The organism is Parabacteroides sp. AM08-6 (genome assembly GCF_003473295.1).
In the GTDB taxonomy this organism is placed as follows: Bacteria; Bacteroidota; Bacteroidia; order Bacteroidales; family Tannerellaceae; genus Parabacteroides.
In genome coordinates this window covers 128,826-145,962 of record NZ_QRMP01000003.1, presented here as the reverse complement: position 1 = coordinate 145,962, position 17,137 = coordinate 128,826, and the positions used below count along the sequence as shown (strand labels likewise).

The following is a 17,137-nucleotide window of genomic DNA, read 5'->3' as shown; positions in this document are numbered from 1 at the left end:
TTTTGGTAAGCTTTTATAGCATCAAAGTTCTGTAAAATCCATTTTTTGCTTTATTCCTCTACACTATTTTAAATGATAAGTTGTCTGACTATCCGGGATTTTTTCACGATAACATAGAAATCCGTATCTTTGTAAACATATTATAGAATAAAATTATGTCTGCGATAAAAAATATTGTTTTTGACTTAGGAGGTGTATTAGTCGATTTGGACCGTAATCGGGCCGTCAAACGTTTTGAACAGATAGGTGTGAAGGATGCTGAGCAGCTAATTGATGCCTATGAGCAAAAAGGAATTTTTCTTGAAGTAGAAAACGGAACAATCGATAGTGACGAGTTTTGCCGTAAATTATGTGCTCATGTAGGTAAGGAATTGTCTTTTGAAGATATAAAATGGGCTTGGATGGGCTTTATTGTAGATGTACCGCAATACAAGCTGGATTATTTATTGGAGTTGCGTAAAAATTATCGTGTTTATTTGTTGAGTAATACGAATCCCATTATACAATCGTGGGCAAGAAGTCCGGAGTTTACCTCTGTCGGTTTGCCGATATCCGCTTATTTTGATAAGATGTATACTTCTTATGAAGTAGGAATAACAAAACCGAATCCTTTTATTTTTGATTTTATGATTAAAGATGCTGATTTGAAACCAATTGAAACACTTTTTGTAGACGACGGAAGTAGTAATATAGCAGTGGGTAAGCAGCTGAATTTCAGAACTTATCAACCGGATAATGGAGAAGATTGGCGTGATGCCGTATCTGCTTGTTTATTATAAGATTATTTTTAACACCTTGTCTTTATGCGATTTCATAGTTTACCTTATAGGGTATTTAATATTAAATGATTAGTTTTGTCTTTTAAAATACAATGAAATGAATAAAGATTCATTGACAGTTGGAAAATATGATGGTTTATCCCGTGAAGAACTGATAAAATGTTTGGATGCTCTGGAGCGGGAAAAAACTCAAATTTTGAAGAACTATGAAGTACGTACAGAACAACAAAATGATTATCAGGCCCAAGAAAGATTAGCTATTTTAAAAGCTGCGGTAAATATAGGGGATTCATTAATATGGGAGTATGATGTAGAAAATGATACAATCCATGTTGATTATGAACTGAATGCTTATGGGCGTAAGGCCCCTTCCCGTCTGAAAATTGAACCTTTCAGGAAAAGAGAAGATTTTTTGAATACCATTTATCCTGACGATCGGCAGAATGTTTATTATAATCATTTTATACGTCTTATTAATGGTGAAATCAGCAGTTATAGTATTCAGTATAGACGACTGTTTGAAGACCAGATTGTTTGGGTAGAAGCTAATGTTCAGCCCTATAAGTATGATGCACATGGGAAGCCTAGCCATGTGGTTTATTATTTGTCTGATATTACGGAACAAAAATTATTTCAGGATAAACTTTATAAGCTTGAAGATAAGTATCGTAAAATTATAAAAGCAATACCCGATGCTGTTTTTACTTTAACAGAGAACGCTGAAATTTTGGATATTTACGCAGGGACATCTCAAAATCTAATTTATACATTTCATTTACAGGAAGGTAAGATGATTGACGATTTGTTCCCTGATGAAGTTGCAATATCTTTGCATTCGGCGATAACTACGACTGTACAAACGCAAAAGGAACAAAACCTATATTTTCCCATATTATCCGGAGAGACCAAAAAGTATTATTATAGTCGAATCATACCTTATGAGACAAATGAGGTTTTAATCATGTTGCGTGATGCAACAGAGTTTCTGCAGAATAAGAAACAAGTGGATTTCTTAAACGATTTGATGCGGGCTATTCTTGATAACATTCCGGTAATTGTCGTTGTGAAAGAAGTTGTAAATGATTTCCGTCTCTTGTATATCAATGCTGCTGCAGAAGATTTTATGGGGATGAAAACTTCTGAGGCTTTAGGTAAAAATGATTTCGATATATATCCGGAGCAGGAGCAAGCGGAACGTATTCGTAAGATAGATATGGAAGTTCTGGAGAATTTACAGAACGTACAATATGCGGAAAAATATGTTACGCCGAAAGGAGAACATAAAGTAATGAATGTTATTCGTGTTTTGATTAATAATCCGACAAGAAAGGATTCTCCCTTACTTATTTCTATGGTATGGGATATTACCCGGGAAATGGAGAATGAGCTTCAGTTAGTGAAGGCGCGGGAAGCGGATAAATTGAAATCAGCTTTTCTAGCCAATATGAGCCATGAGATTCGTACCCCGTTGAACGCAATAGTCGGCTTCTCTTCGTTACTGGCAGAAGCGGAAAGCCAAGAAGAAAGCCAAGAGTTTATTTCTATTATAAATAAGAATAATGAGTTATTGTTGCAGCTTATCGATGATATTCTGGATATATCCAAGATAGAAGCAGGTATGCTTGAGTATTCTTACTCGGATATAGATTTGAAAGATATCTGCATCGAACTATATAATATTCATTCGCTTAAGATAAAGCCTGGTGTGAAAATGCTTTTTGATTTTGAACATCCTTCGATTCTGTTACATACGGATGAGCGCCGGGTAAAGCAAGTTATGTCTAATTTCCTGACTAATGCGATTAAGTTTACGGGAAAAGGTACAATTACAATCGCTTATGAGTTAAGAGGAGATACAGTATATGTGTCGGTTGAAGATACCGGTTCCGGAATTTCAGCCGAAAATAAAGAGACTATTTTCGACCGTTTTGTGAAATTGAATAGATATCAGCAAGGAACAGGTCTTGGGCTTGCTATCAGTAAAATGATAATCGAACACTTAGGTGGTTCAATAGGGGTTGATTCAGAAGAAGGGAAAGGCTCTACATTCTGGTTTACGTTGCCTTTGGTATCTTTCGGGAATAGGGTTTAAAGACTTACGTCTTTTATGAAAAAGTCTATCATGTTTTGCTGAAAATCCTATAGTCTTTTACTGGATAGAGTTGGATATGTTTTTAATCTAAAGGGGAGGGTTGTATAAAAATTAAAAGTAAACCCCTCATGGCCGAGGGGTTTATTAATATATCATGTGAGATTATTGGATACCGTCTTCTTTCAGCTTAACTTGCCATTTCCATGCGGAAGACAGTGTATCTTCTAATGTCTCTTTTGCTTTCCAGCCTAACACTTTATTTGCACGTTCGGGGTTGGCCCAGACTTTTTCAATATCACCTTCGCGACGGCCTACGATTTTGTGAGGAACTTTTACTCCAGTTGCCTTTTCGAATGTGTTAATCAGTTCTAATACTGAAACACCGTTACCGGTTCCCAGATTGAAGATTTCTACATTTTGCTCAGTTTTGTCACCTAACATACGATCCATCGCTATGACGTGGGCTTTTGCCAAGTCTACAACATTGATGTAGTCACGGATACAAGAACCGTCAGGAGTGTTATAGTCGTCACCGAATACACTTAATTCTTTCCGGATACCGATTGCTGTCTGTGTCAAATAAGGAATCAGGTTCTGAGGTACACCGTTAGGTAATTCTCCGATTTCAGCAGTCGGATGGGCACCTATCGGATTAAAGTAGCGCAGGATGATACTCTTAAATGGAGCACCGGCGTGGATTGTGTCGCGAATGATTTCTTCGTTGATTTGTTTAGTATTTCCATAAGGAGAGGTGGCCGGTTTAATTGGTGCGCTTTCTGTAACCGGCAGATTTTCAGGATCCGGTTGTCCGTATACGGTACAAGAAGAAGAGAAAACAATTCCTTCTATACCGAATTCCGGCATTAGCTCAAGCAAATTTACCAGTGTCACGATGTTGTTGCGGTAGTATTTCAACGGTTGCTGAACAGATTCACCTACGGCCTTACTGGCTGCGAAAAGGATGATGCCTTTAATTCCCGGATGAGCTTTCAATGCTTCGCGTGTTGCTTCTTTATCTTTCAAATCCAGTTTGATAAATTCCGGACGAATACCAGTGATGCGTTCGATACCATCCAATACTTCAATATTGGAGTTTGACAAGTCGTCAATAATGACAACTTCGTAACCTGCGTTTTGCAGTTCTACTGTGGTGTGTGAGCCAATGTAGCCGGTTCCGCCGGCAACTAAAATCTTCTGTTTCATTTTAGTGTTTATTTAGATTAGTACTGTTATACAATCCCGGAAAATCCCATAAATGCCATTGCCAGCAAACCGGCAGTGATAAGGGCGATAGGGGTTCCTTTCATTCCTTCCGGAACGTGGGTTAAAGCCAGTTGTTCCCGAATACCTGCAAAGATAACTAAAGCTAACGCAAATCCAATGGCTGTAGAGATTGCATATACGACCGATTCCAATAAATTGTATTCTTTCTGAATAACAAGGATTGCAACGCCCAAGATACAGCAATTTGTCGTAATCAGCGGAAGGAATACTCCAAGTGCTTGATATAGAGCGGGAGAAACCTTTTTCAGGATGATTTCAACCATCTGAACGAGGGCTGCGATAATCAGAATAAAGCTGATTGTTTGCATAAAGCCCAAACCAAAAGCATCCAAAATATATTTCTGGACCAGGAAAGTCACAATAGTGGCAATAGTCAGAACAAATGTCACGGCAGCTCCCATACCGGCGGCTGTTTCTACTTTCTTGGATACTCCCAGGAACGGACAAATACCTAAAAACTGAGCCAGTACAACGTTGTTGACGAATACAGCGGCAATAAATATCAGTATATATTCCATTTTCTTTCTTTTTATGCTTTACGCAGTTTGTTTACAATAGCCACCAGGTATCCCAGTGCGATAAAGGCCCCCGGAGCCAGTACAAAGATTAACGAACCGTATTGTTCGGGCATCAAAGTCAATCCGAATAATTTGCCTGTACCCAATAATTCGCGGGCAGCCCCCAGCAAAGTCAGTGCAAGGGTAAATCCGAGTCCCATACCAATTCCGTCGAAAGCGGAAGGAATAATCCCGTTTTTCGCTGCGAATGCTTCGGCGCGGCCCAGTACGATACAGTTTACCACAATTAACGGAATAAACAGTCCCAAGCTGGCATACAATACGGGAACGAACGCTTCCATGCACATTTGTACAACAGTTACGAAAGTGGCAATTACCACAATGTAAGCCGGGATACGTACCATATCGGGTATCAGGTTCTTTAAAGCCGAGATGACAATGTTCGAACAGAGAAGCACGAACATGGTGGCTAGTCCCATACTCATACCGTTCAATGCCGATGAGGTTGTTCCCAATGTGGGACACATGCCCAGTAGGAGTACGAATGTCGGGTTTTCGTTGATGATGCCATTCATCAATATTTTCAGATTACTCATTGTTTTTTCCTCCCTCTTCTCTTGTGTTAGCAGTTGATGATTTGCTTGTCGCACCGGTCAGTCCGTCAGTCCCGGAAAAAGCGCTATACGCACGGTTTACGGCATTCAGGAATGCGCGGCTGGTAATGGTTGCGGCAGTTATTGCGTCCACATCCCCACCATCTTTGGTTACCTTCAGTTCTCCGTCGGCCAGCTTACGTCCCAATACACTTTGTTTGTTTTTATCTGTACTGAACCAATCCTGCATTTTTGCTCCAAGACCCGGAGTTTCAGCATGTTGCAACACTGAGTAATTGAGCAATTTGCCATCGGCATCAAAACCTACGATTACTTTGATTTCACCGCTAAAGCCTTTCTTTGTATTGCTTTCGACGGCTGCACCGACTAATTTCCCGTCTTTGGTTGCCGGATAGATTTTCAGTGAGTCGCCGTCGCCGGTGACAGCCATATAAACATCTTCCGTCGGTTTATTGTCAAATTCGGGTGTGACATCTTTGATTGCTTTTTCAAGAGCGGCAGCTTTTGAGGTGGCAATCGGGCCGGTCGTATACATATTTACACCGGCTAATATCGCTCCTGCCACTATACAGATAATGGTAAGTGAAAGGAACATATTGAGTAAGGTCGATTGTAATTTTGCCATGCTTATTTTCCTCCGAAATGTTTAGGTTTCATGTAACTGTTGATTAGCGGAGTCACTCCATTCATAATGAAGATGGCGAATGACATACCTTCCGGGTACGAACCGAACAGACGGATAACCGTTGTCAGGATACCGATACCCACGCCATATACCAACATACCGCTTTTACTCATCGGCGAAGTCACATAGTCGGTTGCCATAAAGATAGCTCCCAGCATCAGACCTCCGGATAGCAGATGAACGAACGGGTCTGCATATTGTGCCGGATTTATCAGATGCATGATTCCGGTGAAAACGAATACGGTAGCCAGGACAGATACCGGAATATGCCAGGTAATGATTTTTTTCCATAACATATAAAACAGTCCAAGTATAAGTGCCAATGCACTCACTTCGCCCAGACTACCTCCCATGTTACCTACCAGCATGTCCGACACGGCCGGAAGCTTGTCCAATGCACCTTCGTTCATCAACGACAGTACGGTTGCACCGGTAGTCGCATCCGTATAAGTCATCGGGAAAGCATTCAACGCATCTACTATCGGCCAAGTAGTCATTTGAGCCGGGAATGAAATCAATAGAAAGATACGACCGGTCAACGCCGGGTTGAAAATATTGTTTCCCAGTCCGCCAAACGACATTTTACCAATACCGATAGCAGCCAAAGCTCCGATAGCAATAATCCAGATTGGCAAATTTGACGGTAGGTTGAAGGCTAATAATACACCGGTCAGGATGGCTGAACCGTCATACAGAGTCGGTTCCTTTTTCATCAGGAACTTTTGAATCAGATACTCGAACAGGACACAAAAGAATACCGACGCTACGGTAACAATCAGTGCGCCTAATCCGAAGAAGTAGAGTGATACCAGGAAAGCCGGAACAAGGGCAATCAGTACACCATACATATTCTTACTTATGCTGTCACCACCGTGGATATGGGGTGAAGGAGATACGATTAGTTTATTTTCCATGTTGCTCTTATTTTATGACTTTCTAGCACGAATAATACCCATTACTTTTCCTTTACCTGACCGGATGTAGTCCAGAAGCGGACGGTTGGCGGGGCAGGTGTAACTGCATGAACCGCACTCGATACAGTCGGTAATATAATTCTTCTCAGCAAGTTCCCATTCCTTAAACTCTGTTGCGTTCATCAGTAGGGTGGGGTTGAGACCCATCGGACAGACATTTACGCATTTGGCACAGCGGATACAATCGTGCATCGGTTTGCGGACAGACTCTTCTTGTGTCAGAAGCAATACCCCGGAACTACCTTTTGTTACAGGTACTTCGGCACTAATAAGGGCTTTCCCCATCATCGGGCCGCCACCGATAATTTTACCGGTATTTTCAGGAATACCGCCGGCTGCCTCAATCAATGTACTGATAGGTGTTCCCATACGAACCAGAAAGTTCGACGGATTGGATACGGCTTTTCCGGTTACAGTCACGACACGTTCGAACAGCGGTTTGTTTTTCTGTACGGCTTCGTACACTGCATAGGCTGTACCTACATTCTGTACAACTGCGCCGGCTGAGATTGGTAATGCGCCGCTTTTCACTTGGCGCCGGATAACTGCGTCGATAAGTTGTTTCTCACCTCCTTGCGGGTATTGCACTTTTAACGGCATAATTTCGATACCCGGATAGGAAACAGCCTGTTTTTGCATCAGAGCGATTGCATCCGGTTTATTGTTCTCGATGCCGATAATCGCTTTGTTTACATGAACCGCTTTCATCAGCAGTGTAACGCCTACGAGTATTTGTTCGCTTTTTTCCAGCATCAACGAATGGTCGGATGTAAGGTAAGGTTCACACTCTACGGCATTGATAATGATGATTTCGGCTTTATTGCCGGGAGGAGGCATTAATTTCACCTGAGTGGGGAAAGTGGCGCCTCCCAGACCCACAATGCCTGCTGCCGCGATTTTGTCTACAATTTCCTTGGATGAGAGTGTGCACTCTTTGACCAAAGCATCGCTGCGGTCTATTGTTTCTTCCCATTCATCCCCTTCTACATCTATATATATAGCAGGGCGTTTGTAACCGCTTGAATCAATTGCATTATCTATTTTGTTTACTTTCCCGGATACCGACGAATGAATGTTTGCCGATACAAAACCTCCTGCTTTAGCAAGCAATGTCCCTACTTTTACCGGGTCACCCTTCTTGACGACTGCCTGGGCCGGAGCTCCGATATGCTGGCTGAGTGGTATGATAACCTGCTTGGGAGTCGCCAACACCGTAATTTTCTTATCGGCAGACAGTTTATTTTCGGGCGGATGTATACCTCCGATTCGAAATGTCCTTAGCATACTATTAGATTTTTATTTTAGATTTGTTTCTTCTTTTACTTTAGGTGTTGAAGCCGGAGCCTCCTTGGGTTCAACTTTGCGCGGAGGAAAATTGAGTTCATGGATAGCTCCCGTCGGGCAAACGGCTACACATTTGCGGCACAAGCGGCATTTTGTATAATCGATGTAAGCCACATTGTTTTCTATGGTGATTGCTTCAAACGGACATTCTTTCTGGCATTTGCTACAGCCGATACAGGCGTTTGCACAAGCCTTTTTAGCAACTCCACCCTTGTCTTTATTGACACAACTAACGAAGATACGGCGTGATTTCGGACCTTTCTTACGCAGTTCGATGATGTTTTTAGGACAAGCTTTTACGCAGGCTCCGCACGAAGTACATTTTTCTTCATCTACTTCGGCAAGCCCTGTTGCCGGATTGATGTGAATGGCATCGAAGTTACAGACTGAAACACAGTCGCCATACCCCAGACAACCGAATGTACACCCGGTTTCACCTCCGTACAAAGTGGATGCGATGGAACAACTTTGAACCCCATCGTACCGGTTGGTGCGCGGACGGGCTTCACAGGTTCCGTTGCAACGTACTACAGCAATCATCGGTTCGGCGCTAGCTGCTTCTTTTCCGAGGATTGTAGCTACTTTACCCATCACTTCGGCTCCGCCGACGGGGCAAAGCAGTCCGTCCAGACTGTCAGCTTTTACACAGGCGGCAGCAAAACCACCACATCCGGGATATCCGCAACCACCGCAGTTTGCTCCAGGCAAAACCTCCTGAACTTGTGCAATACGAGGATCTTCGTATACTTCAAATTTCTTGGAAGCGGCGTACAGAAAAACTGCACCGATTGCTCCAATTGCTCCTAATGAAATAACGGCAATTAAAATCATGATATTTTTATCGATTAAGTTTCTTCAAAGTAAATACAAATTGCTTTTTTAGTTTATCGCGTAAAAAATATAAGATGCAATAATAAAGAACTAAGAGCAGTAATCCGGTTAATCCGCTTGTGGTTTCTTTCCATTGCATACTGTTTCCGGCAACAATCGCTACTACTACAAGTATGAGCGGAAGTACGAAGGCGAGAAAGACAGCCTTCAATCCGAGTGAGCTTTGGCCGCATAGCCAGACCTCTTCATCCAGATGATATTTCCCGGAATTGTCAGGGACTTCGATAATTTTGACTTTGCTCTCGGAGGCTGCACACATACTTTGTGCATGACATCCTGAGCAAGCTGATTGCTGAATAATCCTGACATAAACAGAACCGTCTTCTATTTTCTCTATGATTCCTTTATGATTAATGCTTTCGCTCATATTTGTAATCTCGACATTGCAAAACAGAGGCAAAAGTACGTATTATTTAGTAATAATGTTTATATTATTCCTTTATTTTTAGTCTGGAGTCTTAATGATTCTTACCATTTGTAACTAAATCCGAATGTAAGGGATTCGTTCATCTGCAGGTAGGAGTCGAATAAATCTTCATTCTTATTACCTAAATCGTCGAAACGGAGATTCAGGTTGATTTGGGTGGAGAAGAAACGGCTGATTGTTAGCTCCACTCTGTTTTGAAAATCAACAATTATTCTGTGATAACTTGTGTTGTAGTTTAAGAAAGAAACCCAAGTCGTGTTTTTATTGAAACGCCAAGTCGTGTTTATCTTAAAGTCGGAACCGACGTAAGTCTGGCTATTCTTAATTCGACCGTCTTCATCCACTTTGCTACCGTCGAAACCGTGGCGACCGAAGTCGAAATTTTCTCGAAGGCGGGAATATCTGTGCGTCAAAGACAATGGAGACATGATGGCACTTAAGGATAAATTATTGTATTTGTTCTTTTTTACCAATTTCTTATTGAGGCTATAATTCATACCGACACCGATAACGGTTGTAACTGGCGCTAAGAAACCGGTAAGGCGGGTTACCTTGTTATTCGTGTTGTATGTGTTGACCAATTTACTGTTGATATCGGCATCGAATGAATAATACCATTTGTTGTTGAATGTCTGGTAACCGAAGTTGCTATGCAACCGGAGATTGCTATCCGTGAAGCTAATGCTTCTGACAGTATCCTTAGGTGCGTTATTGGCCGATAATCTTAGCTCTAACTCGTTGGTGACACGTACTTTGTTTTTATTATAATCGTATCTGAAATAATTACGGGTATTGAAATTTACATTTGAGTTTTGATTAGCAGCATGCCAGTTCGGTGAAAAGTAAGCTTGTGCGAATTGCATGGAACTTTCGAAATGCGAAGTCCAATAACGTCTTTCCGTGAGAAACTTAACGGGTGCATCCGTTTCAGTGAGATTTTTCTCCTTTTCAACTTGTATCAATTCCGGCTCATAGGTATTTTTCTTGATTTCTTGTGTTTTTACGATATCAGTAGGCAGGTCGCGTTGTGAATAACGGAAATATTCCGGATAGTTCAGCCGGATATAATCGTATGCCATGTTTTCTAATTTCCGGTCGATAACTTCTTTCCGGAACAGAGTGGTGTCCGGTTTGAACAAAGAATAGTCGGGAGTAGGCAGCTCAAACTGTTTTTTATCGTACAATTCCAAGTCGGCCGGTATGATTCCTCCTTTAAACAACGGAGGCAAGAACAACGGATTTACAATAACTGTATCTTTAAATGTGACTGTTTCATCAAAGACTGTAGACGGATCTCGTACCCAGTTTATCAAATATAAAGCTTCCGGCGACAACTCAAGCTCGTCTTTTTTCAGAAAACGAAGTAAGTTTTCATTCGGGGTAGTAGGAGAAGAATATGTTTGATTCAATTTTTCGAGTTGCTCACGGAGACTTAGAATATTATCCAGTTCCATATTATCTAATTCCAAAAGGGGAAATGTGTCAATTTGTGCTGTCTGAGGCGGCTCTTGAAGTTGTTCTTCAGTCAGAACATTAACATCCTGCGCGTTTATAACGTCACAGAAAAACAATATAATAAATAAAGCAAAAGGAAACTTCTTTATAATCATAGTAACTTTTTACATTAATTGATATATTCGGTGCGAAATTAGCTAAAAAGTATGAGATGTACTAATCTTTTACATCCTATAACAAACTTAACGTTGCCAACGTATGTTCTATAAAATTTGTGGTGATACGTATATTGCGTTGATTTGTAAATTCGATTCTTTATGGAGGAATGATTTATATCTTGCTATATTTGAGTATTTTCCTCCCTATCTATTTCTTCTTTTCTGCCATGGAATTTACTGGCCGATAATTATCAGCCACTTGGCCGACGGTTATCAGCCAACTGGCTGATAATTGTCAACCGATAAATGGCACGGGTAAAAATTTCAATTTCATAGGCATGGATTTTTATTTTGTAGGTATGAAAAAATTATCTTGTTGGTATGGAATAAATCGCTTCTGCCGGAAAAAAGATGACAGCCCTTGTCATGTGGATGAAAATAATTAACTTTGCAGTTTTGAAATGCTAGTACGCAATTACAAAAGATAATTAAAATATTACTATCGTGGCAGATACAAAGTACATCTTCGTTACGGGCGGCGTAGTCTCTTCATTAGGTAAGGGTATTATTGCCGCATCATTGGGTAAATTACTTCAGGCAAGAGGTTATAAAGTTACCATCCAGAAATTTGACCCTTACATTAATATTGATCCGGGAACATTGAACCCGTACGAACATGGGGAATGCTATGTAACCGTGGACGGACATGAGGCGGATTTGGACCTCGGACATTATGAACGTTTCCTGAATGTCCAGACTACCCGTGCTAACAACATTACGACCGGACGCATTTATCAGAGTGTAATCAGTAAAGAGCGGAAAGGTGATTATCTGGGTAAGACCGTGCAGGTTGTACCTCATATTACAGATGAGATTAAACGTAATGTGAAATTACTCGGTTCCAAATACAAATTCGATTTTGTAATTACTGAAATCGGTGGGACGGTTGGTGATATCGAGTCGCTTCCTTTCATAGAAAGTGTACGCCAGTTGAAATGGGAATTAGGCAAGAATTGTATTTGTGTACATTTGACGTATGTGCCGTATATTGCAGCAGCAAAAGAATATAAGACAAAACCTACTCAACATTCTGTAAAGCAGCTACAGGAGTTGGGTATCCAGCCGGATGTACTGGTTTTGCGTACCGAACACGAATTAAGCACTAATATTTTAAGTAAAGTGGCTTTGTTCTGTAACGTTTCGCAGGATGCTGTCATTCAGTCTATCGATGTACCGACAATCTATGAGGTTCCGTTGGTGTTGCAGCGTCAGAAGATGGATGAGGTAATTCTTCGTAAAGTTGGTCTGGAAGTCGGTCCTACGCCGGAAATGAAAGCATGGCACCAGTTCTTGCAGCGTAAGGTGGATGCAACCGAAACGGTCAAAATCGGCCTGGTCGGTAAATATGTGGAATTGCAGGATGCTTATAAGTCTATTGACGAGTCATTGATGCAGGCTGCTATTTATAACGACCGTAAATTGGATTTGCATTTGTTTCATTCGGAAAAGCTGACGGAAAATAATGCAGCCGAATTGTTGAAGGATATGGATGGTATACTGATTGCTCCGGGCTTCGGACAACGTGGTATCGAAGGTAAGTTTGCCGCGTTGAAATATGCGCGTGAAAATGACGTCCCGTGTTTTGGTATCTGCCTGGGTATGCAGTGTATGGTGATTGAGTTTGCCCGTGATGTAATGGGAATGACCGATGCCAACTCTACCGAAATGGAACCTAACACTCCTTATAAAGTAATCGATTTGATGGAGGAGCAGAAAAACGTAACGAATATGGGTGGTTCCATGCGTCTGGGAGCTTACGATTGTGTCTTGAAAAAAGGTTCCAAAGCTTATGAAGCATACGGAAAAGAACATATCCAGGAACGCCATCGTCATCGTTTCGAATTCAATAGCGAATACCGCGATAAGTTTGAGGCTGCCGGAATGATGTGTGTGGGTGAAAATCCAGAATCCGGTTTGGTGGAAGTGGTTGAAATTCCTGCATTAAAATGGTTTGTAGGTGTTCAGTTTCATCCTGAATACAACAGTACGGTTGTGAATCCGAACCCTCTTTTCGTTAGCTTTGTGAAGGCAGCAGTTGAAAATAAAAAACAATAATTTTAGATGGATAAAAACACGATAATAGGTTTTCTGCTTATTGGAGTAGTCTTATTTGCGTTTACCTGGTTGAACAAACCTACACCGGAACAGTTGGAGGCCCAGCGCCGGATGCAGGATTCAATAGCGCAGGTGGAATATGCAAAACAGTTGGAACAGCAGAAAGAGGAGAACAAAGAGGCAAAAATGGAAGACGCATTGGCGGATTTGCCCGATTCGGTTCGGGTAGCCCGTTTGCAGAGTAGCTTTGGCGTTTTTGCTGATGCGATGGTTGGAGAAGATGCTTTTACTGTTTTGGAAAATGAGCTGATTGAAGTTCGTTTGTCTAATAAAGGAGGACGTGTCAGTTATGTCCGTTTGAAAGAGTATGATAATTACCAGGAAAAGCCGCTGGTATTGTTTGACGGAGCTGATTCCAAATTTGACTTTACCTTGGTTACGGCTACCAACCGTGTTGTAAATACGGGTGATTTGTATTTTACTCCGGTAAAAGGTGCGGATGCCAATAGCTTAATCATGCGCCTGAATACGGGAGAGGGCAGTTCTCTGGATTTTATTTATTCCTTGAAGCCGGATAGTTATATGCTGGATTTCTCCATCAAAGGTACAGGATTGAACGGTGTTTTGTCTCCGAGTACGACTGCTTTGGATTTACTTTGGCAACAGAAAATCACCCAGCAGGAAAAAGGGCGTAAATTTGAAGACCGTTATGCCACGGTTTACTACAAATTTATGGCCGATGACGTGGAATATCTGAGCGAGACAAAGAACGACAGCAAGCAGTTGTCCAATCGTCTGAAATGGATTGCTTATAAGGACATGTATTTTTCGTCTATCCTGATAGCCGGGAACGAAGGTTTCGAATCGACTACAATCGATTCTAAAATGCTGCCGGCGGATGGCCCATATCTGAAAGATTATAAAACGACAACTTCTGTTCCTTTCGACTTGAAGGGGAATGAGGCGACCAATCTGCGTTTCTATTTCGGTCCGAACCAATTCTCGTTGCTGAAATCGTTCAATGAAGGTGTTTCTTCCGAAAATAGGTTGGATTTGGAAAAGATTGTTCCGCTGGGTTGGGGAATATTCCGTTGGGTGAACCAATATTTTGTAATTCCTTTGTTTAATTTCCTCGGACAGTTTATTCATAGTTACGGTTTGTTGATTTTCCTGCTTACCGTGATTGTGAAACTTATTTTATTCCCGTTGACTTACAAGTCTTATATGTCGTCTGCGAAAATGCGTGTATTGCGTCCGCAGGTGGAAGAGCTTAATGCAAAATATCCGGGACAGGATAAGGCAGTGGAGCGTCAGCGTGCGACGATGGAATTGTATAGCCGTGCAGGTGCAAGCCCTATGGCCGGATGTGTGCCGATGTTGTTGCAGATGCCTATTTTGGTGGCATTATTCATGTTCTTCCCGTCGGCAATCGAATTGCGTCATCAGAGTTTTCTTTGGGCGCATGATTTATCTACTTACGATGCGATTATTAGCTGGAATGCCAATATACCGTTTATAACTCCATATTTTGGAAATCACATCAGTTTGTTCTGTTTGCTGATGACTATAACGAACATTATTTATACAAAGTTCAATATGGATCAGACAAATACCGGACAGCAGCAGATGCCGGGTATGAAGGTGATGATGTATATGATGCCGGTGATGATGCTGGTATTCTTCAATCAGTATGCATCCGGTCTGACATATTATTACTTTATCTCGACTTTGATTACGATTTTGCAGACTATTATTTTCCGCTATACAATCAACGAAGACAAGTTGCTGGCAAAGCTGGAAGCAAATAAAAAGAAGCCGTTGAAGAAGTCCGGTTTTATGAAACGTCTGGAAGAAGCTCAAAAAGCGCAGCAAGCTCAGTTGGATAGACAAAAACAACAGAGGAAAAACAGATAATATTCGTTTAGGACGGATAATAGATTTAGAGAAGATGTTTCGAATACCAGCCTGTTCCTTCATATAAGATGAGGACAGCTTGGTTTTCGAAGCATCTTTTTTTATAGGTAAAGTAAGTTGAATATGAATAAGAATAATAAAAGAATAATCTTCATGCGTTGAAAATAAATGGGTTTGTATGGTTTGAATTGCGAAAAAGATTCTATATTTGTATCCGTATGAAGATAAGTCGGTGGGTAGTGTGTAAAGTTGAGGCTTATTGGATGCAATTTCCATTTGTGGGGTTATAGGGTTTATAAAGGTATAAATAGTTTCACATGGTAAAAAAGGTTGTTCTTTTGCAAGGCATTGCAATAGGAATTTTTGCTATTGCCTGTGTTTGGTTTTTTCAGAGTTTTTATTCCGGAGACTTTCTGAAAGGAGAAGGAAATGCTTTTTTGTATACAATCGATTATTTTATTTCTTATGGAGATAAACCTGCGTGGCTTGCTTGTTATGCAGGGGATTTTCTTATGTCTCTTTCGACTCCGCAAGGTTTTCCTTATCTGCTCACTGCAATTTTGCTTCTGGAGTGGTGGCTGATTTTTCGCATTTTGAAGAAATTTGATGTGGGTGAGATGGCTTTTTTGTTTGCTTTTTTTCCTATAATGTTTGAATGGGGCGGATATTGTAATTCGAATTATTTGTTATCGTCTGTCTTGTCTTTTATTATTTCGCTCTCCGTTTTCTTTGAATATACACAAATCAGAAATGTAAAAGCCAGTATGGTTTTCGGGCTTTTATCATTGCCTGTTATTTATGTTTTGGCAGGAAATAGACTAAATACTTTTGTGATATTGATTTTGCTTTATGAAGCCGGGAAAAACAGGAAACAATGGGGATATTGGTTGGTGTTATTGATTGCTTGCGGATTTTTACCCAATTTGATGCAGCATTTATATCACATGAGCGGGGAACAAGCATACCTGTACCCTTACTATGGAATTCCGGCATTATTTCCGGCCATATTGTTCTGTTTTAGTTTGCTGTTGTTGCAAATAAAATCAATCAGAGATATGCGTATAAGCATTTCTTCTGTTTCTGTGACAATCGTTGTTTTATTGGCTGCTCTGGTTGCTTCTATCGGGTTTTATGCTGATTATTAAGAAAAGCCAATGCTTTTTCCATATCTTCGGGTGTATCGATACCGATTGTTTCACGGTTGGTAATACCCACTTTTATCCTATATCCGTTTTCCAGCCAGCGGAGTTGTTCCAGGCTTTCAGCTAATTCGAGCGGTGATTGGGGCAGGAGGGTGATTTCTTTTAGCGTGTCGGCCCGGTAAGCATATAAACCGATGTGTTTATAATAGGTATGGTTAGGTAGCCATTCCGTGTATTTTTTCCCTCTCATATAAGGAATAATGGAGCGGCTAAAGTACATGGCTTCACTGTTTTTATTCAATACGACTTTCGGAGAGTTGGCATTGAATAAGGTCGTTTCGAAGTCATCGTCCGGTCGGAAAGGCTTTACGAGTGTTGCAATTTCTACTTGCTCGTTGTTGAAGCAGGCTTTTAATGTTTCTATTTGTTCCGGGTGGATAAAAGGTTCGTCTCCTTGTATGTTTACAACGACATCATACCCTTTTCCTGCTTTACAGTAAGCTTCGTAACAACGGTCGGTCCCGCTACGATGTTGGGCGGATGTCATGACCACATTACCACCGAAGTTTTTGACGGCAGTCTCGATTCGTGTATCATCGGTTGCTACACAAACATTGTCCAAAACGCCTTCAACTTGTTCGTAGACGCGCTGTATCATCGGTTTCCCGGCCATGTCTGCCAAAGGTTTCCCCGGAAAACGGGTAGAAGCGTAACGCGCCGGTATTATGCCAATAAATTTCATATA

At 41.1% G+C, this 17,137-nt stretch carries 15 protein-coding genes; 5 read left to right on the top strand and 10 right to left on the bottom strand.

Going from position 1 to position 17,137, the window contains the following annotated elements; translation table 11 throughout:
* The first annotated feature begins 155 nt into the window (after nucleotides 1–155).
* Nucleotides 156–779, top strand: a complete 624-nt coding sequence (locus DW103_RS04160; protein ID WP_122274407.1) for an HAD family phosphatase — start codon at nucleotides 156–158, stop codon at nucleotides 777–779.
* Between the two features lie 97 nt (nucleotides 780–876).
* Nucleotides 877–2,871, top strand: a complete 1,995-nt coding sequence (locus DW103_RS04155) for an ATP-binding protein (RefSeq protein ID WP_122274406.1) — start codon at nucleotides 877–879, stop codon at nucleotides 2,869–2,871.
* A 162-nt stretch (nucleotides 2,872–3,033) separates the two neighbouring features.
* Here the strand turns inward: DW103_RS04155 and galE are convergent, their stop codons facing one another.
* From galE to DW103_RS04110, 9 genes are all read right to left on the bottom strand, one after another.
* Nucleotides 3,034–4,074, bottom strand: a complete 1,041-nt coding sequence (gene galE, locus DW103_RS04150) for a UDP-glucose 4-epimerase GalE (RefSeq protein WP_122274405.1) — start codon at nucleotides 4,072–4,074, stop codon at nucleotides 3,034–3,036.
* Between the two features lie 26 nt (nucleotides 4,075–4,100).
* A complete protein-coding gene (gene rsxA, locus DW103_RS04145; protein ID WP_122274404.1) occupies nucleotides 4,101–4,673 on the bottom strand; it encodes an electron transport complex subunit RsxA in 573 nt (190 codons plus the stop codon).
* An 11-nt stretch (nucleotides 4,674–4,684) separates the two neighbouring features.
* The gene (locus DW103_RS04140) at nucleotides 4,685–5,269 is read right to left on the bottom strand and encodes an RnfABCDGE type electron transport complex subunit E (RefSeq protein WP_122274403.1); all 585 of its coding nucleotides are present in this window, start codon (nucleotides 5,267–5,269) and stop codon (nucleotides 4,685–4,687) included.
* Entirely contained in the window at nucleotides 5,262–5,912 is a 651-nt protein-coding gene (locus DW103_RS04135) for an RnfABCDGE type electron transport complex subunit G (RefSeq protein ID WP_199652966.1), read from the bottom strand. The genes DW103_RS04140 and DW103_RS04135 overlap by 8 nt, the downstream gene beginning before the upstream one ends.
* A 2-nt stretch (nucleotides 5,913–5,914) precedes the next feature.
* Nucleotides 5,915–6,886, bottom strand: coding sequence for an RnfABCDGE type electron transport complex subunit D (locus DW103_RS04130; protein WP_122274401.1), 972 nt, complete (start codon nucleotides 6,884–6,886; stop codon nucleotides 5,915–5,917).
* Between the two features lie 12 nt (nucleotides 6,887–6,898).
* Entirely contained in the window at nucleotides 6,899–8,230 is a 1,332-nt protein-coding gene (gene rsxC, locus DW103_RS04125; protein ID WP_122274400.1) for an electron transport complex subunit RsxC, read from the bottom strand.
* 12 nt (nucleotides 8,231–8,242) lie between these two features.
* Entirely contained in the window at nucleotides 8,243–9,121 is an 879-nt protein-coding gene (locus DW103_RS04120; protein WP_122274399.1) for a Fe-S cluster domain-containing protein, read from the bottom strand.
* A 7-nt stretch (nucleotides 9,122–9,128) separates the two neighbouring features.
* A complete protein-coding gene (locus DW103_RS04115) occupies nucleotides 9,129–9,548 on the bottom strand; it encodes a SoxR reducing system RseC family protein (protein WP_122274398.1) in 420 nt (139 codons plus the stop codon).
* 101 nt (nucleotides 9,549–9,649) lie between these two features.
* A complete protein-coding gene (locus DW103_RS04110) occupies nucleotides 9,650–11,218 on the bottom strand; it encodes a DUF3078 domain-containing protein (protein ID WP_233545595.1) in 1,569 nt (522 codons plus the stop codon).
* Nucleotides 11,219–11,725: 507 nt separating this feature from the next.
* On the opposite strand from DW103_RS04110, the gene DW103_RS04105 reads away from it, so the two are divergent.
* The 3 genes from DW103_RS04105 (at nucleotide 11,726) to DW103_RS04095 (ending at nucleotide 16,395) form a co-directional block, all read left to right on the top strand.
* On the top strand, nucleotides 11,726–13,336 hold the full coding sequence (locus DW103_RS04105) for a CTP synthase (RefSeq protein WP_122274397.1): 1,611 nt from the start codon (nucleotides 11,726–11,728) through the stop codon (nucleotides 13,334–13,336).
* A 6-nt stretch (nucleotides 13,337–13,342) separates the two neighbouring features.
* Nucleotides 13,343–15,250 carry a membrane protein insertase YidC gene (gene yidC / locus DW103_RS04100; RefSeq protein ID WP_122274396.1) on the top strand — a complete coding sequence of 636 codons (1,908 nt, stop codon included), beginning with the start codon at nucleotides 13,343–13,345 and terminating at the stop codon, nucleotides 15,248–15,250.
* 317 nt (nucleotides 15,251–15,567) lie between these two features.
* Nucleotides 15,568–16,395, top strand: a complete 828-nt coding sequence (locus DW103_RS04095) for a DUF6057 family protein (protein WP_122274395.1) — start codon at nucleotides 15,568–15,570, stop codon at nucleotides 16,393–16,395.
* On the opposite strand, the gene kdsB is transcribed toward DW103_RS04095, so the two are convergent.
* Nucleotides 16,370–17,134 carry a 3-deoxy-manno-octulosonate cytidylyltransferase gene (gene kdsB / locus DW103_RS04090; protein ID WP_122274394.1) on the bottom strand — a complete coding sequence of 255 codons (765 nt, stop codon included), beginning with the start codon at nucleotides 17,132–17,134 and terminating at the stop codon, nucleotides 16,370–16,372. The two genes, DW103_RS04095 and kdsB, sit on opposite strands and share 26 nt — an antisense overlap.
* Nucleotides 17,135–17,137: the final 3 nt, after the last annotated feature.